General features: G+C 68.0%; 20 protein-coding genes and 1 pseudogene. 13 read left to right on the top strand and 8 right to left on the bottom strand.

What is annotated here, in order from left to right:
- Positions 1–43 precede the first annotated feature (43 nt).
- The 8 genes and pseudogenes from ASF21_RS10135 (at position 44) to ASF21_RS10165 (ending at position 9683) form a co-directional block, all read left to right on the top strand.
- Entirely contained in the window at positions 44–1243 is a 1200-nt protein-coding gene (locus ASF21_RS10135) for a DUF1972 domain-containing protein (RefSeq protein WP_055770294.1), read from the top strand.
- Positions 1240–2037: a CDP-alcohol phosphatidyltransferase family protein gene (locus tag ASF21_RS10140; protein WP_055770297.1), complete on the top strand. Its 798-nt coding sequence runs from the start codon at positions 1240–1242 to the stop codon at positions 2035–2037. The genes ASF21_RS10135 and ASF21_RS10140 overlap by 4 nt, the downstream gene beginning before the upstream one ends.
- The gene (locus ASF21_RS10145) at positions 2034–2813 is read left to right on the top strand and encodes a hypothetical protein (protein WP_157365838.1); all 780 of its coding nucleotides are present in this window, start codon (positions 2034–2036) and stop codon (positions 2811–2813) included. The genes ASF21_RS10140 and ASF21_RS10145 overlap by 4 nt, the downstream gene beginning before the upstream one ends.
- Positions 2810–6142 carry a LamG-like jellyroll fold domain-containing protein gene (locus tag ASF21_RS10150; RefSeq protein WP_055770302.1) on the top strand — a complete coding sequence of 1111 codons (3333 nt, stop codon included), beginning with the start codon at positions 2810–2812 and terminating at the stop codon, positions 6140–6142. The genes ASF21_RS10145 and ASF21_RS10150 overlap by 4 nt, the downstream gene beginning before the upstream one ends.
- On the top strand, positions 6111–6340 hold a 230-nt coding region (locus ASF21_RS17335; RefSeq protein WP_235498881.1), incomplete at its 3' end, for a PKD domain-containing protein. The genes ASF21_RS10150 and ASF21_RS17335, both read left to right, overlap by 32 nt.
- A gap of 1 nt (position 6341) precedes the next feature.
- Positions 6342–7096 (top strand): annotated as a pseudogene (locus tag ASF21_RS17340) (hypothetical protein); the annotation flags it as partial.
- A 212-nt stretch (positions 7097–7308) separates the two neighbouring features.
- Complete coding sequence (locus tag ASF21_RS10160; protein ID WP_162237532.1) at positions 7309–8400, top strand: glycosyltransferase family 4 protein; 1092 nt, start codon at positions 7309–7311, stop codon at positions 8398–8400.
- Positions 8397–9683 carry a hypothetical protein gene (locus ASF21_RS10165; protein WP_055770311.1) on the top strand — a complete coding sequence of 429 codons (1287 nt, stop codon included), beginning with the start codon at positions 8397–8399 and terminating at the stop codon, positions 9681–9683. Before ASF21_RS10160 ends, ASF21_RS10165 begins: the two co-directional genes overlap by 4 nt.
- Positions 9684–9740: 57 nt before the next feature.
- Here ASF21_RS10165 and ASF21_RS10170 read toward each other — a convergent pair whose 3' ends face one another.
- On the bottom strand, positions 9741–11093 hold the full coding sequence (locus tag ASF21_RS10170) for a polysaccharide biosynthesis tyrosine autokinase (RefSeq protein WP_162237533.1): 1353 nt from the start codon (positions 11091–11093) through the stop codon (positions 9741–9743).
- Between the two features lie 55 nt (positions 11094–11148).
- Between ASF21_RS10170 and ASF21_RS16500 the strand changes: the two genes are divergently transcribed.
- Complete coding sequence (locus ASF21_RS16500) at positions 11149–11883, top strand: hypothetical protein (RefSeq protein ID WP_162237534.1); 735 nt, start codon at positions 11149–11151, stop codon at positions 11881–11883.
- Here the strand turns inward: ASF21_RS16500 and ASF21_RS10180 are convergent.
- Complete coding sequence (locus ASF21_RS10180; protein ID WP_082471435.1) at positions 11860–12828, bottom strand: glycosyltransferase family 2 protein; 969 nt, start codon at positions 12826–12828, stop codon at positions 11860–11862. The genes ASF21_RS16500 and ASF21_RS10180 overlap by 24 nt on opposite strands.
- Positions 12829–12880: 52 nt before the next feature.
- Positions 12881–14368: a lipopolysaccharide biosynthesis protein gene (locus ASF21_RS10185; protein ID WP_200914806.1), complete on the bottom strand. Its 1488-nt coding sequence runs from the start codon at positions 14366–14368 to the stop codon at positions 12881–12883.
- A gap of 666 nt (positions 14369–15034) precedes the next feature.
- Between ASF21_RS10185 and ASF21_RS17040 the strand changes: the two genes are divergently transcribed.
- The 3 genes from ASF21_RS17040 to sufU all read left to right on the top strand — a co-directional run bounded on the left by ASF21_RS17040 (position 15035) and on the right by sufU (position 18534).
- A complete protein-coding gene (locus ASF21_RS17040) occupies positions 15035–16585 on the top strand; it encodes a hypothetical protein (protein WP_055770324.1) in 1551 nt (516 codons plus the stop codon).
- Between the two features lie 179 nt (positions 16586–16764).
- Positions 16765–18081, top strand: coding sequence for a cysteine desulfurase (locus ASF21_RS10195; protein ID WP_055770327.1), 1317 nt, complete (start codon positions 16765–16767; stop codon positions 18079–18081).
- Positions 18082–18534, top strand: coding sequence for a Fe-S cluster assembly sulfur transfer protein SufU (gene sufU, locus ASF21_RS10200; protein ID WP_055770329.1), 453 nt, complete (start codon positions 18082–18084; stop codon positions 18532–18534).
- Positions 18535–18577: 43 nt separating this feature from the next.
- Here sufU and ASF21_RS10205 read toward each other — a convergent pair whose 3' ends face one another.
- The 4 genes from ASF21_RS10205 to ASF21_RS10220 are packed head-to-tail and all read right to left on the bottom strand — an operon-like array spanning position 18578 to position 22417.
- Positions 18578–20254, bottom strand: a complete 1677-nt coding sequence (locus ASF21_RS10205) for a sensor histidine kinase (RefSeq protein ID WP_055770331.1) — start codon at positions 20252–20254, stop codon at positions 18578–18580.
- A 3-nt stretch (positions 20255–20257) separates the two neighbouring features.
- Positions 20258–21616: a Na+/H+ antiporter NhaA gene (gene nhaA, locus ASF21_RS10210; protein WP_055770334.1), complete on the bottom strand. Its 1359-nt coding sequence runs from the start codon at positions 21614–21616 to the stop codon at positions 20258–20260.
- Between the two features lie 41 nt (positions 21617–21657).
- Positions 21658–21879 carry an SCO4848 family membrane protein gene (locus ASF21_RS10215; RefSeq protein ID WP_055770337.1) on the bottom strand — a complete coding sequence of 74 codons (222 nt, stop codon included), beginning with the start codon at positions 21877–21879 and terminating at the stop codon, positions 21658–21660.
- 40 nt (positions 21880–21919) lie between these two features.
- Positions 21920–22417, bottom strand: coding sequence for a DUF2505 domain-containing protein (locus ASF21_RS10220; protein WP_055770339.1), 498 nt, complete (start codon positions 22415–22417; stop codon positions 21920–21922).
- A gap of 245 nt (positions 22418–22662) precedes the next feature.
- On the opposite strand from ASF21_RS10220, the gene mfd reads away from it, so the two are divergent.
- A complete protein-coding gene (gene mfd, locus ASF21_RS10225; protein ID WP_055770341.1) occupies positions 22663–26283 on the top strand; it encodes a transcription-repair coupling factor in 3621 nt (1206 codons plus the stop codon).
- Positions 26284–26381: 98 nt separating this feature from the next.
- Here the strand turns inward: mfd and ASF21_RS10230 are convergent, their stop codons facing one another.
- Positions 26382–26669: a hypothetical protein gene (locus ASF21_RS10230; RefSeq protein WP_055770343.1), complete on the bottom strand. Its 288-nt coding sequence runs from the start codon at positions 26667–26669 to the stop codon at positions 26382–26384.
- Positions 26670–26708 lie beyond the last annotated feature (39 nt).

Raw genomic sequence — 26708 nt, forward strand, 5'->3', positions numbered from 1 at the left:
GCTCCAACGCGGAGTCGTCACCGACCTGACTGGGAGTCAAACCATGTACCTGCTGTCCTCTCGATCGAAACCGCTGCGCATAGCCCTCGTCGGGACGCGCGGCGTCCCCGCCCGCTACGGCGGATTCGAGACCTGCGTCGAGGAAGTCGGCCAGCGCCTCGCCGCCCGCGGTCACGAGGTGGTCGTCTACTGCCGCACGACGGCGGAGACCAACCACGCCGAGACGGAATACAAGGGCATGACCCTGGTCTACCTGCCCGCTCTGAAGAAGCGTTCGCTCGAGACCCTGAGCCACACGGGCCTGTCCGCCGGACACCTCTTCTTCAAGCGCGCCGACGTCGCCGTCGTCTTCAACTCGGCGAACTCACCCTGGTTGCCCGTCCTCCGCGCAGCCGGTATCCCGGTGGCAACGCACGTCGACGGGCTCGAGTGGAAGCGCGCGAAGTGGGGCACGCTCGGGAAGCGCTACTACCGGGCGGCCGAGTCGCTCGCCGTCCGATGGTCGGACGCCCTCATCGCCGATGCTGCCGGGATCCAGGACTACTACCACCAGGAGTTCGGCGTCGAGAGCACCTACCTCGCCTACGGTGCACCCATCCTCGAGTCCGGTGCCTCGGATCGCCTGGCCGAACTCGACCTGGTCGTCGGGGGCTATCACCTGGTGGTGGCCCGGTTCGAACCGGAGAACCACGTCCACGTCATCGTCGACGGATACGTCCGGAGCAACGCCGAGCTGCCACTGGTCGTCGTCGGGTCCGCACCGTACTCCGACGACTACACGCGCCTCGTCGAATCCCTGGGTGACGAGCGGGTGCGCTTCATCGGCGGCGTGTGGGACCAGGAACTCCTCGATCAGCTGTACGCCAATGCCCGGATCTACTGGCACGGTCACTCGGTGGGAGGCACCAATCCGTCGCTGCTGCGCGCGATGGGCGCAGGGGTGGCCACCAATGCGTTCGACGTCAACTTCAACCGCGAGGTGCTGGGCGTCAACGGCGAGTACTTCGCCGATGCCGCCGCCATCCCGGCGCTCGTCCACGCAGCCGAGGAGGACGAATCGGAGGCGCTGCTCCGGGGCAAGAAGTCACAGTCCGATGCCCTCGCCTACGACTGGGACCGGGTGGCCGAGGGCTACGAACAGCTCTGCCTGTCGCTCGTCGGACGTCGGGGCGCCCGCGGCCGCCGTTCCGGTGCCTTCCCCCTCGACGCCGAGGTCACCGAGCACGAGTCGGTGCGGGCATGACGGCCACTGCTCCGGTCCGGGATCTCGCGGACGAGACCTATTGGGGCACGGTCGCACGCCTGGCGTCGGCGCAGAAGGGTGCGTCACGGACCGCTCCGGCGTACTCGCGCTTCGTCAACCGGAAGCTCGGCCGGCTCCTCGCTGCCTGGGCCTACCGGGCCGGCCTCACCCCCAATGCGGTCACCGGGATCAGCGCGACCTTCACCGCCGTGGCGATCCTCCTGCTTCTGGTCCTCCCTCCGTCGCTGCCACTGGGCCTGGCCGTCGCCGGCGCGCTCGTCCTCGGCTACGCCTTCGACTCCGCCGACGGTCAGGTCGCCCGACTCCGCGGCGGTGGAACACCGGCAGGGGAGTGGCTCGACCACATCGTCGACGCGATCAAGACCACGGCGCTGCCGATTGCCGTGTTCGTGTGCCTCCAGCGCACCGATCTTCCTCGGGCCTGGCTCGCAGTACCGCTCGTCTACGCCGTCGTGGCGAGCGCGACGTTCTTCGGGATGATCCTCACGGAACAATTGCGCAGGCAGAACGGACATGCGGGGATCACCGCAGCGTCCGGCGGCATCAAAGACCTCATCACCGGCCTCCTCGTCCTTCCCATGGATTATGGCGTCCTCTGCATCTCGTTCGTCCTGCTCGGCGCGCCGGGGCTGTTCCTCGCCCTGTTCTCACTTCTCACAGTGGGCAGTTTCCTCTTCCTCTGTCTTGCCCTGCGCAAATGGTTCCGCGAGATCAGCGGATTCAGGGGTGCGGGTCCCGTCCTTTCTCCCTCCGTCATCAGAGAGCAATCATGAACACCGAACCCAGCAAGCCCTCCACCAGGCGGACCAGGGGAGTGGCCCTAGGGGCCATCGCCGCCGGTGTGGCCCTCACCGGGTCCCTGGCACTCACGGGCGTGACACCGTCGTCCGCCTACGAGGCCGTCTTCGCAGCGCAGAACCAGCCGGCGAAGGTCGTTGCGGCAGAGACGCCGTCACCCGCACGAACACCGAGCCCGGCTGCTTCCAGGAATCCGGACAGTCCGGCGGACGCGGGCGCAGGGTCGGCTTCGTCCGACGCCGCCAAGAAGAAGGCCTCCGCGATGAACGAGGGCGTGGGCGTCGTCCCGCCGAAGCCGAAAGCGGATGACGCGGAGCTGGGAAGGACCCCCCAGAAGAAGAACAAGCCGGTCAAGATGACGGACAAGGTCCAGGTGCTCGACGGCTTGACCGTCTCGGTGGCCGGTCTTGCCGCCGTGCAGGGCGTAGCGGACGAGCCGGGCGAAGTGGCCGGCGACGCCGTGAAGGTCTCCGTCACCCTCTCCAACACGAGCGCGGAGGCAGTAGATACCTCCGGCGTCCTCGTGGACATGGAGGCGGGACCGGATGCCGTGCCGGGCCTCGCCCTCAGGGGCTCGGGGGCCACCACGCTTCCCGCCTCGATCGAACCGGGAGCATCCGCAACAGCGGACTACGTGTTCGTCGTCGAATCGAACAAGCGGGCCCGCGTGTCCGTGCTCGTCAACTACAGCGTCTCCGCGCCCGTCGCCGTCTTCGAAGGCACCGCGCCTCCAGCCAAGGGAAAGAAATGACACTCTTCGACCGCTCCAGGGTCGCATCATCGGCCGTCGTGCCCGCGCGCCGCTCGGTCCGCCTGATGTCCGGCATCGTCGCCGCACTGATGGGCGTGTCGTTCGTCGGTCTGTCCACGCTCCCGGCGGCGGCCGACAGTCGGCCGGCCGAGCCGACCAGTCCGAGCTCGCCGGTCACGGCGTCGCCCGACGTCCTGCCCACGGTCCAGGTGGACGGTGTCGTCTGGCAGCAGACCGTCATCGGGAACACCGTGTACGCGGTCGGGCAGTTCACGACGGCCCGGCCCGCAGGCTCCGCAGCCGGCGTCAACACGACTCCGCGAGCGAACATCCTCGCCTTCGACATCCGGACCGGAGCGCTGATCACGAGCTTCAACGCCTCGCTGAATGCGCAGGCGCGCAGCGTCACCGCCTCGCCCGATGGCAAGCGGATCTACGTCGGTGGCGCCTTCACCCAGGTCAACGGCACCGACCGTCGGTACGTCGCGGCGCTCGATGCGAGCACCGGTGCCTTGATCACGAGCTTCGCACCGCTGGTCGCCTCGAGGGTCAATGCCATCGTGGCCACGCCGGACGCGGTCTATCTCGGTGGATGGTTCACCGGCGTCGGTTCCGCACGGCGGGACAAGGTTGCCGCTGTGTCGCCGACCAACGCCGCGCTGCTTCCCTGGAACCCGACGGTCACCGGTGGCGACGTGACGTCGATGGTCGTCTCACCCGATCGCACGAAGGTCGTCGTCGGCGGAAACTTCACGACGGTCAACGGGGCCACCAATGCAGGGTGGGCCTCGATCAACGCCTCGACGTCCGCCGTCGAGCCCTGGGCCGTCAACAGCTTCATCAACAACTCCGGTACGGGTGCTGCCATCACCGGACTGACCTCCGATGCCGACTACGTCTACGCATCCGGCTACGACTTCAACGGAGTCGGCACGGCTTTCGAGGGTGTCGTGGCAGCACGCTGGTCCGACGGCGCCGTGAACTGGCTCGAGGACTGCCATGGCGACACCTACTCGGTCTGGAGCACCCAGGACGTGGTCTACTCGGCCGGCCATGCGCACTACTGCGGTAACGTCCAAGGCTTCCCCGAGACGAATCCCCGGAGCTACAACCACGCGCTCGCCTTCGGGAAGACGCCGGTGGCCACCATCACCCGCGACACCCAGGGGTACCGGAACTTCGAAGGCAACCAGCATTCAGCCCTGTTGAACTGGTGGCCCACCTTCACCGTCGGGTCCTTCACGGGCCAGTACCAGGCGACTTGGTCCGTCACGGGAAATTCCGAGTACGTCGTCATGGGTGGCGAGTTCCCGACGGTCAGCGGAGTCCGCCAGCAGGGCCTGGTGCGCTTCGGCATCGGGACGAAGTCGACCAACAACAAGGCACCGGAAAAGGCAGGAAAGGCGGCCAACCCGGCAGTCATCTCCGTCAAGGACGGGGAAGCCCGCATCACCTGGGCCTCGAACTGGGACCGTGACAACAAGAAGCTGACCTACCGTGTCTACCGCGACGGCAACTTGACAGCGCCCATTCACGAGACGACGGGCGAGTCGACCTTCTGGCAGATGCCGACGCTGAGCTACATCGACAAGGGCCTGGCTCCGGGGTCGAAGCACACCTACCGGATCTTCGCTCTCGATGCGTACGGGAACGAGGCACGCTCGGAGAGCGTCGAAGTGACGATCGCCGCCGCAGGCTCGGTCAGTCCGTACGCGACCTCGGTCCTCGACGACGGAGCCTCGTCCTACTGGCGCCTCGGTGAGGCAAGTGGGACGAACGTCGTCGACTGGGCCGGCTTCAACGACCTGACGGCCGCCGCCGGTGTGACCCGCGGTGAGGCCGGGGCCATCGCCCAGGACGCCGACAAAGCGAGCACGTTCAACGGCACGGACACCGGCGCCGCCGCGGGACGCACACCGCAGGAGGCACCGAACACCTACACGTCGGAGGCCTGGGTCAAGACGACCACGACGTCCGGTGGCAAGATCCTCGGCTACGGCGGATCCCTGACCGGGAACTCCGGCTCCTACGATCGTCAGACATACATGGACAACGAGGGGCGCATCTGGTTCGGCGTCTACCCGAACACCGTCCGTACCCTCAACTCGTCGAAGAGCTACAACGACGGACAGTGGCATCACGTGGTGTCGTCGCTCGGTCCGGCCGGAATGGCGCTGTACATCGACGGAGTCCTCATCGGCAAGCGTGCGGACACCACGAGGGGCCAGGGCTTCCAGGGGGTGTGGCGCGTCGGAGGTGACAACCTCGGTGGCTGGCCCAACCAGCCGGCGAGCTACTACTTCAACGGCGTGATCGACGATGTCGCGATCTACCCGACCGAGCTCACCCGCGCGCAGATCCAGGCACACTATTCGAACAGCGGTCGCGAGGTCGCTGGACCGAAGAAGCCTGCCGACGCTTACGGTGCTGCCGTCTACTCGGCTGAACCGGAGCTCTACTGGCGACTGAACGAGGCCGATGGTTCCACCGCCGCCGATGCTTCTCAGGCAGGCGTTCCCGGGACCTACGTCTCCGGCATCACTCTGGGGAAGGCCGGTGCCCTGAAGGACGTCTCCGACGGTGCCGCGGAATTCAACGGATCGTCAGGTCTGCTGTCGAGCACCAAGCGCTATGACAACCCCAGCGTGTACAGCCAGGAGCTGTGGTTCAACACCACGACGGCCAACGGCGGCAAGCTCATCGGTTTCGGTGACAACCCGAACGGCCTGTCGGGCAATTACGACCGACACGTCTACATGGAGAATGACGGACGCCTCACCTTCGGTGTGTGGACCGGCCGGACGAATCTCGCGCAGTCGACGGACGCCTACAACGACGGCAAGTGGCACCACATGGTAGCGACACAGTCCGGCGACGGGATGGTTCTGTACGTGGACGGCAAAGCCGTCGGGACGAACCCCCAGACAAGCGCCCAGGGCTACAGCGGGCACTGGAAGATCGGTAGCGACAACACCTGGGGGCCGCAGCCGTTCTTCGCCGGGACGATCGACGAGGTAGCCGTCTACTCACGGGCCCTCGGGGCCACTGAGGTCGCGGACCACTACCGCCTCGGCGGAGGGACCACCACCGTTCCGAACAAGGCTCCTGTGGCTGCTGCGTCGGTGACGGCGACGGAGCTGACGGTTGCTGCTGACGGGTCGGCGTCCTCGGATGCTGATGGGACGGTCGCGTCGTACAGCTGGAACTTCGGGGACGGTTCTGCTGCGAAGACGGGTGCGACTAGTTCGTGTGCGAGTTCACGCTGTTCCGAACAAGGCTCCTGTGGCTGCTGCGTCGGTGACGGCGACGGAGCTGACGGTTGCTGCTGACGGGTCGGCGTCCTCGGATGCTGATGGGACGGTCGCGTCGTACAGCTGGAACTTCGGGGACGGTTCTGCTGCGAAGACGGGTGCGACGGCGTCGCACACGTATGGTGCGGCGGGGACGTACTCGGTGGTGCTGACGGTGACTGATGACAAGGGTGCGACGGACACTGTGACGAAGTCCGTCACGGTCACGGCGCCTCCNCGCACACGTATGGTGCGGCGGGGACGTACTCGGTGGTGCTGACGGTGACTGATGACAAGGGTGCGACGGACACTGTGACGAAGTCCGTCACGGTCACGGCGCCTCCCGCCCAGACGGTTGCAGCCAAGGACCTGTTCGACAGGAGCACCGCGAATGCCTGGGGCACCGCGGAGGTCGGCGGCGTCTGGACCATCTCCTCGTGGGCGGCCGCCAAGTATTCGGTCGCTGCAGGATCCGGAATCATGGCGACGTCGGCCGGGGCCACCCTCGCCGCACAGCTCAATGCCGTATCGGTCCTGAATTCCACCACGACGAGCGTGTTCTCCGTCGACAAGGTGGCGGACGGCGGCGGTCTTCAGGTGAGCGTCATCCCCCGCAGGGTCCCGAATGCCGGCGAGTACAGGGCGAAGGCACTGCTGCAGAAGAACGGGGCAGTGACGATCGAGTTGAAGAAGAAGGTCGGCACGACGGAGACGCTCATGCTGGCTCGTGCAGTCTCCGGTCTGACCTATGCGGCAGGTGACGTCCTCACCATGAAGGTGGACACGTCGGGCGCCGGCAGCACGACGGTCGCCGCGAAGATCTGGAAGGCCGGGACACCTGAGCCCGCTGCCTGGCAGATCGTGTCGAGCGACTCCACCGCAGCCCTCCAGGCACGTGGAAGCGTGGGTGTCGAAACCTATCTGTCGGCTTCGTCGACGAACGGCCCGGTCGCGTTCCGGCTGCAGGATCTGGTGACAGTTCCTTCGCCATAACCGCACGATGACGACAGGGACCTCATCCCGGATCTCCGGGGTGGGGTCCCTGCCCTATGACCCGGGGACCCTTCCCCTATATTTGAAGAGCCCGGACCATCGCTGGCCGGCTGGAGCCGATGGGGTGGAATGTGATCCGCAGGGACGACGTAGGCCGGACGAGAACTGTACTCATCGCTCATCCGAGTGCAGATCTCTACGGCTCCGATCGAGTGCTTCTCGAGACGATCGCAGGATTGACCGCCGCCGGCCTGCACGTCGTGCTCACCGTTCCGGACCATGGCCCCCTCGTTCCGGAGGCGGAGCAGAGGGGCGCTACCGTGCGGCTCTGTCCCACCCCGGTGCTGCGGAAGGCTTTTCTCAGCCCGTCCGGGCTTCTCAGGCTCACCGGGGAATCGCTGGCGTCGCTTCTCGCCGGCGTCCGCCTCGTCCGCGAGACGCGTCCGGTCGGGGTGTACGTGAACACGATCACCATCCCGCTCTGGTCCGTCGTCGCTTCCCTGACGCGTACGCCGCTCCTGGTGCACATCCACGAGGCGGAGAGCACTGCATCCTCCGTCGTGCGGAAGCTCCTGGCCTCTCCGCTGTTCCTGGCCGACTCCCTCATCACGAACAGTCGTTTCAGCGTCGACGTTCTCGCCTCCTCCTTCCCCCGCCTGGCGCGGAAGTGCAGAGTCGTTGCGAACGGCGTGGCCGGCCCGCCCTCCGTCGACGCCGCCCGACCAGGCATTTCGGGACCCGTCCGCCTCGTCTACGTGGGACGGCTGTCCCACCGCAAGGGCCCGGACCTCGTGATCGAATCGCTGGCCCACCTCCGGAGTCGGGACATCGAGGCGGACCTGCAGGTGGTGGGCGCCGTCTTTCCCGGGAACGAAGCCTATGAAGCCGACCTGCGTCGGCGGATCGATGAGCTCGGGGTGGGCGACCGTGTTCACCTGCGCGGCTTCCAACCGTCCGTGTGGCCGTTCATCGCGCGATCAGACATCGTGGTGGTGCCCTCCCGTGTCGACGAACCCTTCGGTAATACGGCTGTCGAGGCGATGCTGGCCGCACGCCCTGCCGTCGTGAGTGATACGTCGGGTCTGCGCGAAGCGTCGGCAGGGTTCGGTTCGGTGCTGCGGGTCGCTCCCGACTCGGCAGCGGGCATCGCCGATGCGGTGGCGGACATGGTGGCGTCCTGGCCGACCTACCGCGAGGCCGCCGTCGCCGATTCGGTGGCGGCCGAGAGCCGGAACGGCATCGCCGCCTATCGGACCGAGATCGTCCGCGAGGTGGAGGCCTTGAGCCGAGGGAGGAAGCCTTGACGAACTGGGCCGGGACCAGGGCCATCACGCCCTCCCACCTCAGGGACCTGACCACGCACGACGACGTCGCGCGAGGACAAGCCTGGAAATTCCTCGAGCGTCTCGTGGCAGCCGCGGTGCTCATCCTTCTCGGCTACCGCTTCAATCTGCCCTACGGACTCACCATCGGGTACGTCGCCGCACTCGCACTCCTGCCGGTGTGGATCCGCGTCGCCACAGCGCAGCGGGCCGGCGCGCTGGTCTACTTCCTCGGCGCGGTCACCGCGATCAGCGGCGTACTCCTGGGCGTCTACTCGTCCCAGGACCACGTCATCAGTCCGAACGCCGGCATGATCTCCCTCATGCTGCTCGTGGGGATCCTGGCCGGCGCAGGTGCACTGCTGTGGGCCAGGACCCTCATGCGAACCGGCTGGGCCGTGACGTTCTTCGGTCTCGGCATGCTGTTGCACGTCACCCCTGGAAGCGAGAGCTTCGCCCTCAATCCCTGGAAGTTCGGCTTCGGTCTTCCCGCCATGGTGATCGCGCTCGGACTCGCATCGCTCACCGGCAGGCGCTGGGCGGAGGCGCTCGCGTTGATCGCCCTGTGCGCGACCTCAGCCCTCAACGATTCACGGTCGGCGTTCGCCATCCTGATGCTCACTCTGCTGGCGGTCCTGTGGCAGGGCCGTCCCCGTTCAGCGACCGGCAAGACCTCGTCTGTGGCGACGGTCATCGCGGTGGGAGCGATGGGTTACGTCGTCTACGCCTTCGGGCAGGCCCTGATCCTCGACGGCTACCTCGGTGAGGACACCCAGGAGCGATCCCTCCGCCAGGTCGAGACCTCGGGGTCCATCCTGCTCGGTTCGCGTCCGGAACTCGGTGCCACAGCCGGCCTGATGGGGGATCGTGTCCTGGGCTTCGGGCTCGGCGCCGTACCGACGCCCGGGGACATCCTCGCCGCGAAGGAGGGGATGACCCGTCTGGGGTACGACCCGAACAACGGTTACGTGGAGAGATACATGTTCGGCAGCAGGTTCGAACTGCATTCCGTCGTGGGCGATCTCTGGGCCGATTTCGGCATTCCCGGGCTGATCTTCGCCGCGGTGCTCATCGGCGTCATCATCGTCATGTTCAGTCGCCTGCTGACCGACGGCCGCGCCAGCGCACTCCTCGTCTTCGTCGTCGTGCAGTCCGCCTGGAACCTGTTCTTCGCCCCGCTATACAGCGCCGTCCCGACGCTCATGCTCCTGCTGGGGCTGCTTCTGGCACGCGAGGACACAGTGCGCCGTGACCGGACCTCCTGATCCGGTCACAGCTCCGGTAGGGAGGTGCGACACCGCCTCGGTGCAGCGCCGTGGCTCCTAGCGTGTGGGGCCTGGCTGCTCCTTGCTGCCGTAGTAGGCCGTCCGACTCGCGGCTTTCCCGCCGGTCAGGATGACTCCGAGCGCATCCGACCCCACGCCTTCGAGGGATTGCAGGGTCTTGGCCAACTGACCTCTCCTGGTGCGATGCTGACGCGTGACGATGACCGCGCCATCGGTCAGCCGTGCGAGCGGGAGGGCGTCCGCGACGAGAAGGATCGGGGGTGAGTCGATGACGATGAAGTCGTACACGTCCGACAGTTCCTTCACCAGATGAGCCATGCTGTCGGAGCTGAGGAGTTGATTGGGATTGGGGGGCACGACGCCGCAGGGCAGGACATCGATCGATTCCCAGGGCTCGATGACGCTGGACAGGCTCGCTCGGCTCGACAGGACCGTCGTCAGGCCCACACCGCCCTCGATGCTGCAGAATTCAGCCACGGAGGGACGGCGGAGGTCCGCGTCGATCAGCAGGACCTTGTGGTTCCGCTCCGCAGCAGCGAGAGCGAGATTGATCGCCGTCGTACTCTTGCCCTCACCGGGAAGCGGTGACGAGACGACGATCGACCGGAGTGACTTGTCCGGGTTCAGGAACTCGAGGTTCGTCGCCAGCAGCCGGTACGCCTCGGCCACATTTCCGTTCGGGTCGGACGTCAGCACGATCGACCCGGAGTCCGCCCCACGTGTGCGCGGGATCGTACCGAGGATAGGGAGATCCGTGAGTCGGGCGACGTCCCCTGCATCGTGGATCCTGGTGTCGAGGAGCTGTCGGGCGAGGGCCACGACGATACCGGCCACCAGGCCGACCAGTGCTCCGGCGGCGATGAGGAGACGGGTGTTCGGGGCGAAGGCGAAGGTCGGTGCCTGGGCGGTCGCAACGGTGCTGATGCTGATGGTGGGGCTACCCGACTCCGTCTTCGGGCTCATGTCCGTCACCACCCGGGCAAGCGAATCAGCGACGCCGTTGGCGATGTTCGCGGCCCCGGCCGGCGACTCACTGACGGCCGTGATGTTGATGAGAACCGTGTTGAGGGGTGTCTCCGCGCTGACGGCGTCCTCCAGCTGAGCAGCGGAGGAGTCGAGGTCGAGGTCCTCGATGACAGGGTCGAGGACGACCGGCTTGGTGGCCAGTTCGGTGAACGAGGCCACCAGATTCTGCGTATAGGTCGATCCCTGGACGAGTTCGCCCGTGGTCTCACCACGATTCGAACTCACGAAGACGCTGCTGACCGCGCGGTATTGCGGTGCCGAGAGGCTCGCGTAGGCGAACGCCGCAAGGGCGCCGAGCAGGCAGAGCGCCACGATCGTCACCCAGCGTTTCCTGAGGGCTGCAACGTAATCCCTGAGCTCCATGTATGTCGTCTCCCCTTCAACACCCCGGTCCGCGGGTGCACACATGCTCCCTACGGTGTACAACGTCCGATTCAGCTTGTCATACTTACCTAGCCTGCGGCCGAGACGCGTCCGTCATCACCCCGAAAGGAGTGATCCCGGCGTCCTGTCGCCGCCCATCGCCACCACGAGGAAGCCCTTGTTCACGATCCTTGTCGCCTGCACGGCGAACATCTGCCGCTCCCCCCTCGCCGCTTTCTCACTCGGGCAGCGGCTTGGGCAGGCGGGGCCGGACGGGCTCTTCGCGGTCACGAGTGCCGGGACACGAGCGCGCACAGGAGACAGGATCTGTCCCTGCGTCGGCGAGGAATTGGCCTCCGATCATCCAGGACGTCGGTATGCGGAGGGCCACACCTCCCGGCGGGTCACCGAAGCGGCGATCTCGGCGGCTGATTTGATCCTCCTGCCGGATTTCGAGAACAGGACCCGGATAGCCCTGCTTGACCCGGTTGCTCGCCACCGGTCCTTCACGTTCCGTGAGGCCGACAGGCTGCTCGCGTCGCTGGCAGTGGAGGGGATTCCACCCCTGCGCGATGTGGTGCCGGTGATGCACGCGATCAGGAGCAGGGCCGCGATGTCCGCGGGCAGTCGCCGGTGGCCTCAGCTCCGGAGGCCGTCCGACGGCCTCGACATCCTGGACGGCCACAATCTCGGTTCCCGTCGGCACCGGCGGACCGTTCGGGATGTCGGCCTGACGTCGTCCTCGATCGCTGCACGACTGGAGGAGTCAGCGCTGGTCGATCAGGTCTGATCGTCGCTGCCGTCGTCGGGCCGTCCGTTCCCGCGCGTGCAGCGCGAGGCCCGCGTACGTCCCGGTGACAGCCGCCCGCATCGGAGCGGCAGATCGGAGGAGTTGTCTGCGCCCGCCCTGCAGCAGGACGTCCCACGCCGCGACGGGACTGTTCAGGACCCACCGTCGGCGGTCCTTCGCCTCGAGGTGCTGTGCCGCGAAGAGCAGACGGTTGCGGATGTTGTAGAAGTAGTAGACGGAGGACTTGCCCCTCGCCGATCCTTGGTGTTCCTCCCCATGGGTGCCGCCCTCGTCGTGCACGGCGCGCGCCTCCTCGAGCAGGGTCAGCCTCCCGCCGTTCCGCACGACCCGCATCGACAGGTCGATGTCCTCCCAGTAGAGGAAGTAGCGTTCGTCGAAGCCGCCGACACGACTCCAGAGGTCGAGGGTGACCAGAAGGCAGGCGCCACTCAACCAGGGCTCGAAGCGTTCCCGGGGGTAGCCGGCCCTGTGCCGTGTTGCCCTGCTCCGGCCGAACCCGAGATGGAGGTCCGCGCCCGCGAACCACACCGCGCCGGACGATGTGAGGATCGTCGGAGCGACCAGGGCGAGCGGGTCCGCATCCACTGCCGACACCATCAGCCCGACGCTCTGACGATCGATCGTCGCGTCGGGGTTGAGAAGGAGGAATCGTGTGTTGCCCCGCCGGGTGGCTTCCTCGACGCCGAGGTTCATCCCCGCCCCGAAACCCGCGTTCACGGGGCTGGCGACCAGGGTCCATGTGTTGTCCGCGCAGAGGGCGGAAACCGCCGCCTGTTCCGTCGCTGACGTGTAGTTGTCGACGACGACGACGTCGGCTTCGGGAACGGACCGCGAGACCTGCACGAGGTTCGACGCGAGCAGGAGGTGCGACCCGTAGTTCACGACGACGATGGCCAGCGCCCCGCGCTCGGCTGGAGATGTCATGGCCCAACCCTATAGCGGACCACGGTCGCCGCCGATGTCCCCGGACCCTGCGCTAACGCGACGAACGCCGCGCCATCCGACGCGCGACGTCGAGGATCGCGAGTGCATCGCGTCGGAAGGGCGGGAGCGCCGCACAGACGACGGCGCACGCACTGCCGGCAGTGAGCAGGGCGGCCAGGATGGACACGATGGCCGCCTCGTCCTGGAGCCACAGGGTGGTCAGCCACGATGCGGCGACGGCCACCCCGGACAGGGCGACGATCCGGAGCGCGCCCAGGTACAGCCCCCTGGTGGGGATGGTGGTGAAGCGCGACAGCCACCAGAAGGTGGCGGGCCAGGTCAGGGCCGGGGCGAGCGCGTAGCCCACAGCGACACCGATCACGCCCCAGTGGCTGCCGACGAGGATGAGTGCGAGCCGGACCGACGACGAGAAGATGGAGTCCTGCAGGAGCCGGAACGTGAGGGCCCGTGTCACGTACACCCAGTAGCCCACGAACGCGAGGATCTGGAAGACGCCGGCCACGGCCAGGAGAGCGAGCAGGGGTGCGACGCCGCTCCATTCCTCGCCGCCCAGGAAGAGGACCGTGATCGGCGCCGCCGCTCCTGCTGCGACGCCGAGCACGAATCCGAGGCTGTGCCCCATCGCCACCTGTCCGCGGAGCAGAAAGGCTCCGTAGGCGGCGTCGTCGTCCTGGATCTTGGCGAGCACAGGTATCGCGACGCGGGTGATGGGCGAGCGGACCTGGTTCAGAGGATTCATCAGCAGCTGGAATGCACGGCTGTAATTGCCGAGAGCGACGGCGCCGGAGCGGAGACCGATGATGAAATAGTCGGCATTGTTGCTCACATAGTTGATGAGCTGTGTGACCACGATGTTCCAGCCGAACCGGAGCATGCCGTCCATCGGCACGGAGGTCCGGGGGAGCCCGGGCAACCACCGGGCACCCCACGCGACGATGACCAGCATGACGCTGTACTGGATGAGCTGCTGGCCGACGAGCGCCCACAGGCCGGCGCCGCTCAGGGCCAGCCAGACGGCTCCGCCGAGTGCGACGATCGGGCTGGCCACGTCTGCGACGGCGAGAGTGGAGAAGGCGAGTTTCCGGTTCAGATCCGCCCGGTACTGGGTGGCGACCCCATTCAGCACGAACGTGGCGGACAGTACCTGCGCGATGTCGACGAGGGCCGGCTGCCCGTAGATCGAGGCGATGACAGGGGCCAGGGCGAAGACGGCGACGGCCAGGATCAGCCCGATCCCGGAATTGATCCAGAACAGGTTGGTGCGTTGTGCTCGGGACAGGGTCTTCGCCTGGATGGCGGCGGTGGAGAGACCGAAGTCGCGGAAGATGTCTGCTACCCCGATGACTGCTGCGACCATGGCCAGCAGTCCGTAGTCGGTCGGGGACAGCAACCTGGCGAGAATTGCCACCGACAGGACCTGGACGGCGATACGCAGGACCTGCCCGGTCATGGTGACGAGGATGCCGCTCGCTGCGCTCTGTGCCAGCGACTTGCCCTGACCTTCTTCTCTGTCGGACACGTCTAGTGGAATCCCCTCAGACCTGGAACAACCGACGGACAGCTCGTAGCGGGCAGGCTCGGCGACATGGGCGCTGGAGATCCCTTCCTGGCTTCGGGCACCCCCAAGCCGCGCTCGAAGGGTTCTTGGTGCGTGCAGGCGAAGGACGTGCTGGGCCGGGGTCCAGGCCTGCCTGTGCTCCGATCAGACTAGCCGACCGGCCGAGTGGGACAGGCTCGAGCGGCCGGGTCGGACGAAGGACGGCGTCCGTCGATGGACGAGATGCCGCCGTCGCCCCGTCCTTCTGGCGCACGACACTCTGGTAGGGTTCTGTCCGATCACTGGCTCTTCATGCGGTAGGAGGAGCAGTTAGCGAGTCTCCAGGTCCGTCCGGGCGCGTCAGCCGGATTGGCCGCAGTCAGTGACAGTCCGTCGCGGGGAACGATCGGGCACACAGTCCTCCACAGCACCGCACCACGTCATCATCGTCGTAACTAAGAACTGGGCTTAGTTGCTGCACGCGCGCCCGTACTCCGATCAGGAGGCCGGGCGCGCGATCGCATCTACTAAAGGGTTCTTATGCACAAGACAGCCACTGGCTTCATCAGTACGGTGTCCGCTCTTCTCCTGTTACCTCTCGGCGTCCCCACTGCCTCAGCGGCCACGTCGGCCGACGTGTGTTCGGCCATGACGCAGGCGACCTACCGGAGCATCAACCCGACGTCGGGTGTCACCCTGCTCACGACGTCCCCTCGCGAGATCACCAACGCCGCCGAGCGGTACGGCTTCACGGAGGATCAGCAGGTCGAATTCGAGGCAGCCACCCGCGGGGGTGACGGCCTCGTGCCCGTCTACCGCCTCTACCGGGACGGGGCGTTCAGCTGGATGGCGGACCGCGAGGGCGAAGGTGAGTTCGAGAGCGCCCAGAGCAAGTATGGCTACACGAGCCAGCAGATCGACTTCTATGCCTCTCCGATGGCGCTCGACTGCACCGTTCCCGTTCATCGTCTGCTCAAGGGTGACATCCACCGTTTCGTCGCCGATGACGCTGAACGGGCGGCACTGACGGCGAACGGCTGGACGGACGAGGGTGCGAAATTCTGGGTGGCCGACGCCGATGCTGCCCCGGCACCCGCTCCGGCACCGGCGCCGGCGCCTGCTCCTGCTCCTGCTCCTGCTCCTGCGCCTGCGCCTGCGCCTGCACCGGCTCCTGCACCGGCTCCGCTTCCGTCCGGCCAGATCGCCTGGGCCAGTGTGGCGCGGGCCGGGGACGACATCAACGACGTCCTCGCCAAGCCCGAACTGACCGGCAAGGTGCTCAAACTGCCCGCCGGTGTCTTCGAGGTGTCGAACTTCCTCAACGGGTCCGAGGCGGTCGTCGTCCCTTCGAGGGTCAAGGGCATCATCGGTGAGGGCCGTGACACGATCATTCGCATCAGAGCCAACAGCTCGACCTACGGATGGACCGTTCCGGCGCAGGGGACCGGGCTGACCAATCAGCTGTACATCATGAGGATGTCGGACGGCCAGAACCAGATCTTGTCCGACTTCTGGCTGCAGGGTACGGAGCAGGGCCACCTGTACAACGGGCTGATGGTGGGCCGGTCCGGTCCGGGAACCAGGGTCGAGGACGTCCTCATCACCGGGATCCCGGGGAACAGCGGAGCGCCCCCCGGGGAGACCTTCGGCCTCAACTGGTGGAGGGGGTCCGATTCGGTCACGCGCAATGTCGAGATCGACGGATTCCGCTGGACAGGGAACTCGTTCGCCGCCCGGGCGAAGGGCGCCAAGGTCGGCGCCTCGCCGATCGGCTACAACAGCCACGACAATGCGCGCCTCTACGATGTGAACACCCATGACGCCGAGTACGGCATGCCCACGTTCTGGCTCTCGAACAATGCGGAGACCTGGAACCTCCAGTCCATCCGCAACGTGATCGGCATCAATCACGAGGAGAGCTTCGGGATCGTCCATCACCAGCCGGTCATGTACGGATCGAAGACGCGGCGCCATGTGAACTTCATGTCCAACAGGTCCGACGGTCGTCTGACGATCATCGGCTCCACGAACGACGAATGGATCAACCCGAGTGTCTCCGGCCCGGTCGGCAAGGGGAAGAAGATGCTCATCCAGACGCCGACGAACTACACCGGCTCGAACACGAACCGCATCTTCACTCCGCCGAAGATCGTGCTCGACGACGGCGTGACCTCGCACCCCTACCTCTGGGCACACTAGCTCCGGCTCGGATGATCGACCGAAGGGCTCCGACCGCACGGCGGTCGGAGCCCTTCTGCAGTCCCGGGGCGCTTCTTAGGCTCCACTGGGATGCCCCGCACCACCGCCGAGTGGCAGGATTAACGCAGACAATCCTTGCGTAATTGCCGCGAGGGTGCAGACGCATCCGAGGAGTATCCGTGCCCGTGATCGAAACCCCCGTCACGCTCACCCCGTCCGACGCCGGGCTGACGGACGCCGAGGTGCATCGCATCCGCAACGACTTCCCGATCCTCGGCACGGAGGTCAACGGCAGGCCGCTCGTCTACCTCGACTCGGGCGCCACGTCGCAGAATCCTGTGAGCGTCATGGAGGCGGAGCAGGAGTTCTACGAGCAGCGCAACGCCGCCGTGCACCGCGGCGCCCACTCCCTCGCCGTCGACGCCACCGACGCGTACGAGGACGCGCGCGCCGCCGTCGCCCGGTTCATCGGAGCGCGGACGAACGAGCTGGTGTGGACCTCGAACGCCACGGAGGGGATCAACCTGGTCGCCTACGCGATGTCCAACGCCTCGCTCGGCCGCGGAGGGGACACCGCGCGCCGGTTCGCCGTCGGGCCCGGGGACAGCATCGTGGTGACGGAGCTGGAGCACCACGCCAACCTGATCCCGTGGCAGGAACTCGCCGCGCGCACCGGCGCCGAGCTCCGCTTCATCCCGGTCGACGACGCCGGTGCGCTGCGCCTCGACGAGGCCCGGCAGGTCATCACCTCCTCGACGAGGATGGTCGCCTTCTCGCACGCCTCGAACGTCCTGGGGACCATCAGCCCGGTGGCGGAGATCGTGGGGCTCGCCCGCGAGGTCGGCGCCCTGACGCTCCTCGACGCCTGCCAGTCGGTGCCGCACCTGCCGGTGGACGTCAAGGCCCTCGACGTCGATTTCCTGGTGTTCTCCGGCCACAAGATGCTGGGACCCACCGGCATCGGCGCACTCTACGGACGCGCCGAACTGCTGAACGCGATGCCGCCCTTCCTCACGGGCGGCTCCATGATCACCACCGTCACCATGCAGGGCGCCGAGTACCTGCCCTCGCCGAACCGGTTCGAGGCCGGGACGCAGCGCATCTCGCAGGCGGTCGCCCTCGGTGCCGCGGCCAATTACCTGGCGGAGACCGGCATGGAGCGGATCGAGGCCTGGGAAGCCACGCTGGGGAGGCGTCTCGTCGCGGGTCTCGAGGCGATCGACGGCGTGCGGGTCCTCGGGCCACGGGCCGATCAGCCACGGATCGGACTGGCGGCGTTCGACGTCGACGGCGTGCACGCCCACGACGTGGGCCAGTTCCTCGACGACCAGGGCATCGCCGTCCGCGTGGGCCACCACTGCGCGCAGCCGCTGCACCGCAGGTTGGGGCTCACCGCCACCACCCGCGCCAGCACGTACCTCTATACGACGACGGACGAGGTGGACGCCTTCCTGGCGGCCGTCGCCCAGGTCCGCCCCTTCTTCGGAGCAGAGTAGATGAGCTCAGGACTCGAACAGCTGTACCAGCAGATCATCCTCGACCACGCGAAGGCGCGGCACGGCTCGCCCCTGGCAGCGTACGACGGCGACGGCAGGGTGGGGGAGTCCCACCAGCTGAACCCTGTGTGCGGGGACGAGATCACCCTCCGCGCCGCCGTGCTGGACGGCAGCGTCGCGGCGGTGACATGGGACGGTGCCGGATGCGCCATCTCGATGGCCTCGGCGTCGGTGCTCGCGGACCTCGTGCAGGGCCTGCCGCGTGACGAGGCCATCACGCTCGTCGATGCGTTCCGCGAGGTCATGCGGTCCCGCGGCCGGATCGAGGCCGACGAGGAGGTTCTCGGGGACGCTGCGGCCTTCTCGGGTGTGTCCCGGTTCCCTGCGCGCGTGAAGTGCGCCATGCTCGCCTGGGTCGCGCTCGAGGAGTCCCTGCTCGCCGCCAACGGCTAGGTCCCGACGAGCCGGCCCACGGTGGTGCGGGCAGGACCCCCGCTCACCGCGTGGGCTGCGGGATCACGACGGTGAAGCACGACCCACGGCCCGGCTCGCTGGCCACCGAGATGGAGCCGCCGTGCTCGCTGACGATGCTCTTGGTGATCAGCAGGCCCAGCCCGACGCCCGGCACCGCCGAGGTACGCACCGACGGGGAGCGGAAGAAGCGGTCGAAGACCTGGTGCAGTTCCTCGGCCTCGATGCCGATCCCCGTGTCCTCGACCTCGATGACGAGGCCGTCGTCCCCGAGGGAGGCGTCCAGCGTGATGCTTCCGCCGCGCCTGTTGTACTTCACGGCATTGGTCAGCAGGTTGTCGACCGCCTGGGCGAGGCGGGCCGGGTCCGCGACCGCCTGCAGGGACGAGGGCGCCCGGTTCTCGAGATGGACCCCGGCCCGCACGGCCCGCAGATGGCCGGAGGATGCCGCATCGGCGAGGATACGGCCGACGTCCGTGGCGATCGGGATGACCTCGAAGGTGCCGGCGTTGATCGCGAGCAGGTCCTCGACCAGCTGTTCGAGCCGGAGTGCATTCCGCCGGGCGATCTCGAGGTAGCCCTCCACGCCCTCGGGCAGCACGTCCCCCAGCTCCAGCGTCAGGTCGAGATAGCCGAGGATCGACGTGAGCGGGGTGCGGAACTCGTGCGAGACGTTCGACAGGAAGTCGTCCTTGGCCTGCAGGGCGAGGAGCAGTTCGGTGACGTCGTTGAAGGACACGACCGTCCCCGCGAAGGCGCCGTCGTCGTCGTACATGGACTGCGAGAAGATGCTGAGCGCACGCTGGGACCGTCCGGCGCCCACCCACACCTGTTCGCCCTGCAGGTCCTCGCCCATGATGGCCCGGCGCACCGGTCGGATCTCCGGCGGGATCGGCGTGGTCCTGTCCGCACCGAAGATGAGCAGCTCGCTCTCCCGCGGATCGGGCGTGTCCGGGGGTGCGGCTGCCGCATGGCCCTCGCGCTGGCGGGCATTCATCAGGATGTCGTTGCCGTCACGGTCCACGGCGAGAAGTCCCACGCTCACCGTGTCCAGCACGGTCCCGAGGAGCCGTTCGCGGTCGCGGCCGGCCTCGATGCTCTCCCGCAGTGCTGCCTGGGATGCCCGGAGTGCGTCCTGCCGTCGCCGGTTGTCCTTCGCCAGCGCACTCACGAACCCGGCCAGACCCGTGAGCATGATGGGCAGGAGGATGGGATCGATGAGGCCGCGGAGTGTGAGCACCTCGGTGCGGAGGAGGAACGGCAGCCAGATGACGAGGAGGGAGGCGACGACGGCGATCGTCACGGCGGTCGCGGTGCGGACCCTCGACGCGGCGATCCAGACCGTGGGCAAGGCGGCGAGGAGCCCGACGCCCGTGAGGCTGTCTCCAGCGGCCGCCCGGGTGAGCGCGATGGCGACGAAATCGACGAGCGGGACGATGATGACCCAGCGGCTGGGGATGCGCGACCACGGCAGCGTGCAGCACAGTGCGAAGACGGCCAGGTTCAGGATCCACCCTGCGACGAAGACGGGGACGGAGCGGAGCTCCTCGCTCTGCAGCAGCCCGAGCACGACCGTCATGGAGAAGGTGCTGGTGAGGGCCAGTTCGCTCAGGATGATCCGGCGCCTGTTACGCGGCCGGCGGGGACCCCGCACGGCCTCGACCGGACCATGCCCTGCCTGCACCACCCCCGGTTCGGCCATGGATCAGTCCGCGCGGTTCTCGAACACGTCGGGGACGCCGTCCGCATCGGTGTCGACCTTCTCCTCCTCCTCGATGCGGCGGTAGTGCTTGTTGCGCAGGCGCAGCACCACGCTCGCCAGGAGCGCCGCCAGGAGGGATGCCGTGAGGATGGCGACCTTCGCGTGGTCGTCGTGCTCGCTGCCCGCCCCGAAGCTGAGGTCGTTGACGAGCAGGGACACGGTGAACCCGACCCCGGCGAGGATCCCGACGCCCAGCAGGTCCCACCAGCTCAGTCCCGGATCGAGGTCGGCCTTCGTGGTCCTCGTGACGACGAACGTGGTCAGGAGCACGCCGATCGGCTTGCCGAGGACGAGCCCGAGCACGACCCCGATCAGGACCGGATCCGTGAGCGCGGACGCGAAGCCCTCCGCGCCCCCGATCGCCACACCCGCGGAGAAGAAGGCGAAGACGGGTACGGCGAAGCCCGTCGAGAGCGGGCGGAAGCGATGCTCGAGGACCTCGGCCAGTCCCGGCTTGTTGGGGCGGGGCAGCAGGGGCCTGCCCTCGGACCTCCGCAGGACGGGCACGCAGAACCCGAGCAGCACCCCGGCGACCGTCGCGTGCACCCCCGACGCGTGCATGAGCGCCCAGGTGGCGACACCCAGCGGCAGGAGGACGAGCCACGGACCCCGCGTGGTGCTCCCGAAGAACTTCGGCCGCCGCTGGGCGAGCAGGGCGAAGAGGCCCAGGGGGAGCAGCATCCAGAGGAGGAAGACGAGGCTGACGTCCTCCGAGTAGAAGAACGCGATGATCGCGATGGCGATGAGGTCGTCCACGACGGCGAGTGTCAGGAGGAAGACGCGCAGGGCACCGGGCAGGTGCGAGCTGATGACCGCGAGGACGGCCAGGGCGAAGGCGATGTCCGTGGCGGTGGGGATGGCCCAGCCGCGGAGCGTCTCGGGGGAGGACAGGTTCACGGCCGTGTAGATGAGCGCGGGCACGAGGACACCGCCGAAGGCGGCCGCGACGGGGACGATCGCGCGGCTGAGCCGCCGCAGGTCCCCGGCTACGAACTCACGCTTGAGTTCGAGGCCCGTGAGGAAGAAGAAGACCGCGAGGAGACCGTCGGAGGCCCAGGTACCCACCGACAGCTTCAGGTGCCATGGTTCGTAGCCGAACTCGAAGTCCCGGATCGCGAAGTAGGACTCGGAGAACGGCGAGTTGGCCCAGAGGATGGCAAGGGCGGCCGCGACGAGGAGCAGGATGCCCCCCACCGTCTCCTTACGCAGGATCTCCGTGATGCGGAGGTGCTCCGCATAGCTCGATCGCTGGAGGATCACCGGGTGGGCGCCTGCCGGCTTCGCTCGATCGTCCTGGGTCATCGGGTCTCCTCGGGGATGCAGCGTGCAGGCATGGTCCGGTCTCAGGCGATGAGGGCTCGCACCCCGATGACGGCAGTCGCCGCGCCGAGGATCATCGAGGTGGAGATCAGCATGAGGTGGACCGTGAGGAACCTGGTCGCCGCGCCCTTCTCGTCGCGGGCGCGCGGGTCCTTGAGGATGCGGCGCAGGAACGGCGGCCAGACGATCAGGGTCCAGACGCCGGAGAGGATGAGGATCAGGGCAAGGGGTGTGGGCAGCTGCATGGTGGTCGCGGAACTCTCGGGTGGGGTGGCTACGGTCGTGTCAGCGGTTCTCGAGCCAGGTGCGGGCCTCGGTCGCCTGCACGTTGAGGGCCTTGCCGATCATCGGCTCGGCGGCACCGGCGATCTTCCCGCCGAGGAACGGGATGGTGGAGGAGACGGTGCCCTGGAGGTCGACGACGGTCCCGCCGCCCTGCGCCGTGAGGCGCTGCACCGCTGCCACGGAGAGGGGGACGCCCGCGACGGTCATCTGCAGTGTCGCCTCGCGGGAACCGTCGGCGGTCGGCGCCGCCCACTGCTCGGTCTGGGTGACGGACAGGGTTTCGCCGACGAACTTGCGGGCCATGTCGGGGAGGCGATCGGTCGGCATGGTGCGGACCGCCGTCAGCGTGAACGCGCCGGCGGTGTCCCCGTCCACCGTGAGCGACTCCAGGGTGCCGCCGACATGCTCGCTCATGTGGCGGACAAAGCCCTCGTCGGTGAACACCCCGAGGACCGTCGCCGGGTCGTAGGGGAGCGTGGTCGATGCGTTCAGGGCCATGGGTTCTCCTGGGGTCGTCGAGATGCCGGGCGGGCAGGGTCTGCCAGCAATCCTACGGCCTGCCGGTCAGGGGGCGCCGGGCGGGCCCCGAAAGCGTCAGGCCCCCTTGGTAGTCTGGGAGTATCCCCGGGAACGATTCGTCTTCCCGGGCTTTCGTGCTGTCCCAGCCCCTCGGCAGCCGCGTCGAGCCGGCGCGGACCATGGGCCGGTGGCAGAGGAGACCACGCCTGAGGAGCCCCAGACAGATGAGCCTGAACGGATTGCGCGCGGCGCTCGCCGAGGACGCGTCCTACGCGCGCGTACGCACCAACGCCTCGCGCCCGGTCGACCAGCGCAGCGCCGACCTGCAGATCGGGGCGCCCGCGGGACTGCGCGCGCCCCTGATCGCGGAGATGGTCGACGGCCTGGCGGGCCTGTCGGCACCCGACGTCGGCGCTGCCACAACCCCCGATGCCGGCGCAGCGGTGCCCGTGGTGCTCGCGATCACGGCGACCGGCCGCGAGGCGGAGGACCTGGCCCAGGCGCTCCGCAGCTACCTGCCCGAGAGTGCCATCGAGGAGTTCCCCAGCTGGGAGACCCTGCCGCACGAACGCCTGTCGCCGCGCTCGGACACGGTGGGCCGCCGGCTCTCGGTCCTCCGGCGGCTCGCCCACCCGGGCGGGTCGCCGATCAGGGTCATCACCGCGCCCATCCGCGCGGTCGTGCAGCCACTCGTCGCCGGTCTCGGCGACCTCGAGCCCGTCGCGCTCAAGGTGGGCGACGAGATCGCCTTCTCCGAGGTGGTCACGGCGCTCGCCGACGCGGCGTACGCGAGGGTCGACATGGTCACGCACCGGGGCGAGTTCGCCGTGCGCGGGGGGATCATCGACGTCTTCCCGCCGACCGAGGACCACCCGGTCCGCGTCGACTTCTTCGGCGACGAGGTGGACCAGATGCGCTGGTTCGCCGTCGCCGACCAGCGCTCCCTGACCACGGGGGAACCTCCGGTGGCGCTGTATGCGCCGCCCTGCCGCGAGATCCTCATCACGCCGTCGGTCATGTCCCGTGCGGCGAAACTGCAGTCCGAGCTCCCCGCCGCGGCGGCGATGCTGGAGAAGATCGCCGGAGGCATCGCCGTCGAGGGCATGGAGTCCCTCGCCCCGGTGCTGGTGGACGCCATGGTGCCCTTCGCGGGCGAGCTGCCCGCGGGGTCCATCGCCGTCGTGATCGAGCCGGAGAAGGTCCGCGCCCGCGCGCACGACCTCGCCGCCACGAACGAGGAGTTCCTCGCCGCCGCGTGGTCCACGGCCTCCGACGGCGGCGCCGCCCCGCTCGACCTCGGCGGCGGTCTCGGCACCGACCTGCAGGAGGCGAGCTTCCGCTCGCTGACGGAGACGCGGTCGACGGCGCTCGCCCACGAGGTGGCCTGGTGGGGGATCACCTCCTTCGGCGCGGACGAGGAGCTCGCCGACGTCGACAGCTTCACGCTGCACGCACGCGAGCCGCGCGGATACCAGGGCGACGTCGCCGAGATGATGGACTTCATCGGCGGACGTGTCAGGGACCAGTGGCGCGTCGTGGTCGCGACCGAGGGACCCGGGCCCGCCCAGCGCCTCGCGGAGCTGTTCCACGACAACGACATCCCCACGAGCCGCGTCGACTCCCTGGACGCTCCTCCCCAGCCCGGCATCATCGAGATCACGACGGCGTGCGCCGGGCGCGGGTTCGTGGTGGACGGACTGAAGATCGGGCTGCTCACGGAAGCGGACCTGCTGGGACGCACCAGTGCCTCGGGTACGCGCGACATGCGGAAGATGCCCTCGCGGCGCAGGAACGCCGTCGACCCCCTGCAGCTGAAGGAGGGCGACTTCGTGGTGCACGAGCAGCACGGTGTGGCCCGCTTCGTCGAGCTGATGCAGCGCTCCACCGGTGCCGGCCCCACGCGGACCACCCGCGAGTACCTGGTCCTCGAGTACGCGCCGTCGAAGCGCGGTGCCCCGGGGGACCGCCTCTTCGTGCCGACGGACCAGCTCGACCAGGTGACGCGCTACGTCGGCGGGGACGCCCCGGCGCTGAGCAAGATGGGCGGCTCGGACTGGAGCAAGACCAAGAACCAGGCACGGAAGGCCGTCAAGGAGATCGCGGGCGAGCTGATCCGCCTGTACTCGGCGCGCATGGCCTCCCGCGGTCATGCCTTCGGTGCCGATACGCCCTGGCAGCGCGAGCTCGAGGAGGCCTTCCCCTACGTCGAGACGCCGGACCAGCTGACCACCATCAACGAGGTCAAGGCGGACATGGAGCGTGAGGTGCCGATGGACCGGCTCGTCTCGGGGGACGTCGGCTACGGCAAGACCGAGATCGCCGTCCGTGCCGCGTTCAAGGCCGTGCAGGACGGCAAGCAGGTGGCCGTGCTCGTGCCGACCACCCTCCTGGTGCAGCAGCACTTCGAGACGTTCTCCGAGCGGTTCTCCGGCTTCCCGGTCCGTGTCCGCGCCCTGTCGCGCTTCCAGACGGCGAAGGAGTCGCGGGAGACCGCCGAGGGACTCACCTCGGGTGCCGTCGACGTCGTCATCGGCACGCACCGCCTGCTGTCCAAGGAGATCACCTTCAAGGACCTCGGGCTCGTGATCGTCGACGAGGAGCAGCGCTTCGGCGTGGAGCACAAGGAGGCGCTCAAGAAGATGCGCACCAATGTGGACGTCCTCGCCATGAGTGCGACGCCGATCCCCCGGACGCTGGAGATGTCCCTCACGGGCATCCGGGAGACCTCGACGCTCGCGACCCCACCGGAGGAGCGCCACCCGGTGCTCACGTACGTCGGCCCGTACACGGACAAGCAGGCCTCCGCCGCGATCCGGCGTGAACTCATGCGCGAGGGCCAGGTGTTCTTCGTGCACAACCGGGTCTCGTCGATCGACCGGACCGCGGCGCACCTCAAGGAACTCGTGCCCGAGGCGCGGGTCGCCGTCGCGCACGGGCAGATGACGGAGTCCCGCCTGGAGCAGATCATCGTGGACTTCTGGGAGAAGCGGTTCGACGTCCTCGTGTGCACCACGATCATCGAGACGGGCCTCGACATCTCCAATGCCAACACGCTGATCGTGGACCGTGCGGACTCCTACGGGCTCTCCCAGCTGCACCAGCTGCGCGGCCGCGTGGGGCGGGGCAGGGAGCGGGCCTACGCCTACTTCCTGTACCCGTCGGAGAAACCGCTCGGGGAGGTGGCGCTCGAGCGGCTGAAGGCCGTGGCGTCCCACAACGAACTCGGTGCCGGCATGCAGCTGGCCATGAAGGACCTCGAGATCCGCGGCGCCGGGAACCTGCTCGGTGGTGAGCAGTCGGGCCACATCCAGGGGGTTGGATTCGATCTGTACATCCGCCTGGTCGGCGAGGCGGTGGCGTCCTTCCGCGGCGAGGCCGAGGAGAAGGCAGCGGAGATGAAGATCGAGCTGCCCGTCAACGCCCACCTACCGCACGAATACGTCCCGGGGGAGAGGCTCCGCCTGGAGGCCTACCGGAAGCTGGCCGCCGCCGTCACCGAGGAGGCGATCGACGCGGTGGTCGCCGAACTCGAGGACCGCTACGGGGAGCCGCCCGCTGCGGTCGTGAACCTGATCTCGGTGGCCCGCTTCCGGGTCGCGGCACGGGCCCTCGGGCTCACCGACGTGGCGCTGCAGGGCAATTTCATCAAGTTCGCCCCGGCCGAGCTGCCGGAGTCCAAGCAGATGCGGCTCACCCGCATATATCCGGGCGCCACGGTGAAGCCCGCCATGAACGCGGTGCTGGTACCCAAGCCGAAGACGGCGCGGATCGGCGGTCGGGACCTCGTGGATGCCGAGATTCTCGACTGGGCGAAGAACGTGCTGGAAGCGGTCTTCACCCCCTAGGTCCCCGGACCGACGCGAAGAGGCCGTCCCCCTCGGGGGACGGCCTCTTCGCATCGTTCAGGTCGTTCAGGCCGGTGTCGGCGCGGTGTGCCCGGAGCTCAGGAGCCGACGCCCGCCGATGTCTCCTTCTCGTCGGTCCGGTTGCCCTCGGCGAGGTTGTAGCCGGTGTCCGCGCGGCCGAGGATGCCCTGCGGGATGAAGAAGACGAGGAACGCGACGACGACGATCACGGCCATGGGCCAGATGTCCTGCGGCGTGAACCAGGTCAGCAGGTAGATGCTCAGCAGGAATGCACCGAAGATGACCACGAACCATACGATGTTGCTGACGAGGTGACCCTTGCCGGCGTGGGCGGGCTGGCTCTCGGCGTTGACCTGGTGTGACATGTGTTCTCCTAGCGTGCTGTGACGGCCGGTTCCGCGCTG

It is taken from the genome of Arthrobacter sp. Leaf234 (assembly GCF_001422665.1).
GTDB lineage: Bacteria > Actinomycetota > Actinomycetes > Actinomycetales > Micrococcaceae > Arthrobacter_D.

Excerpts from the sequence above, each read along its gene's own strand:
- ASF21_RS10135 (WP_055770294.1), top strand. The coding sequence starts at position 44 with ATGTACCTGCTGTCCTCTCGATCGAAACCGCTGCGCATAGCCCTCGTC.
- ASF21_RS10140 (WP_055770297.1), top strand. The coding sequence starts at position 1,240 with ATGACGGCCACTGCTCCGGTCCGGGATCTCGCGGACGAGACCTATTGG.
- ASF21_RS10145 (WP_157365838.1), top strand. The coding sequence starts at position 2,034 with ATGAACACCGAACCCAGCAAGCCCTCCACCAGGCGGACCAGGGGAGTG.
- ASF21_RS10150 (WP_055770302.1), top strand. The coding sequence starts at position 2,810 with ATGACACTCTTCGACCGCTCCAGGGTCGCATCATCGGCCGTCGTGCCC.
- ASF21_RS10170 (WP_162237533.1), bottom strand. The coding sequence starts at position 11,093 with ATGGAGCTCAGGGATTACGTTGCAGCCCTCAGGAAACGCTGGGTGACG.
- ASF21_RS10180 (WP_082471435.1), bottom strand. The coding sequence starts at position 12,828 with ATGACATCTCCAGCCGAGCGCGGGGCGCTGGCCATCGTCGTCGTGAAC.
- ASF21_RS17040 (WP_055770324.1), top strand. The coding sequence starts at position 15,035 with ATGACGCAGGCGACCTACCGGAGCATCAACCCGACGTCGGGTGTCACC.
- sufU (WP_055770329.1), top strand. The coding sequence starts at position 18,082 with ATGAGCTCAGGACTCGAACAGCTGTACCAGCAGATCATCCTCGACCAC.
- ASF21_RS10205 (WP_055770331.1), bottom strand. The coding sequence starts at position 20,254 with ATGGCCGAACCGGGGGTGGTGCAGGCAGGGCATGGTCCGGTCGAGGCC.
- nhaA (WP_055770334.1), bottom strand. The coding sequence starts at position 21,616 with ATGACCCAGGACGATCGAGCGAAGCCGGCAGGCGCCCACCCGGTGATC.
- ASF21_RS10215 (WP_055770337.1), bottom strand. The coding sequence starts at position 21,879 with ATGCAGCTGCCCACACCCCTTGCCCTGATCCTCATCCTCTCCGGCGTC.
- ASF21_RS10220 (WP_055770339.1), bottom strand. The coding sequence starts at position 22,417 with ATGGCCCTGAACGCATCGACCACGCTCCCCTACGACCCGGCGACGGTC.
- mfd (WP_055770341.1), top strand. The coding sequence starts at position 22,663 with ATGAGCCTGAACGGATTGCGCGCGGCGCTCGCCGAGGACGCGTCCTAC.
- ASF21_RS10230 (WP_055770343.1), bottom strand. The coding sequence starts at position 26,669 with ATGTCACACCAGGTCAACGCCGAGAGCCAGCCCGCCCACGCCGGCAAG.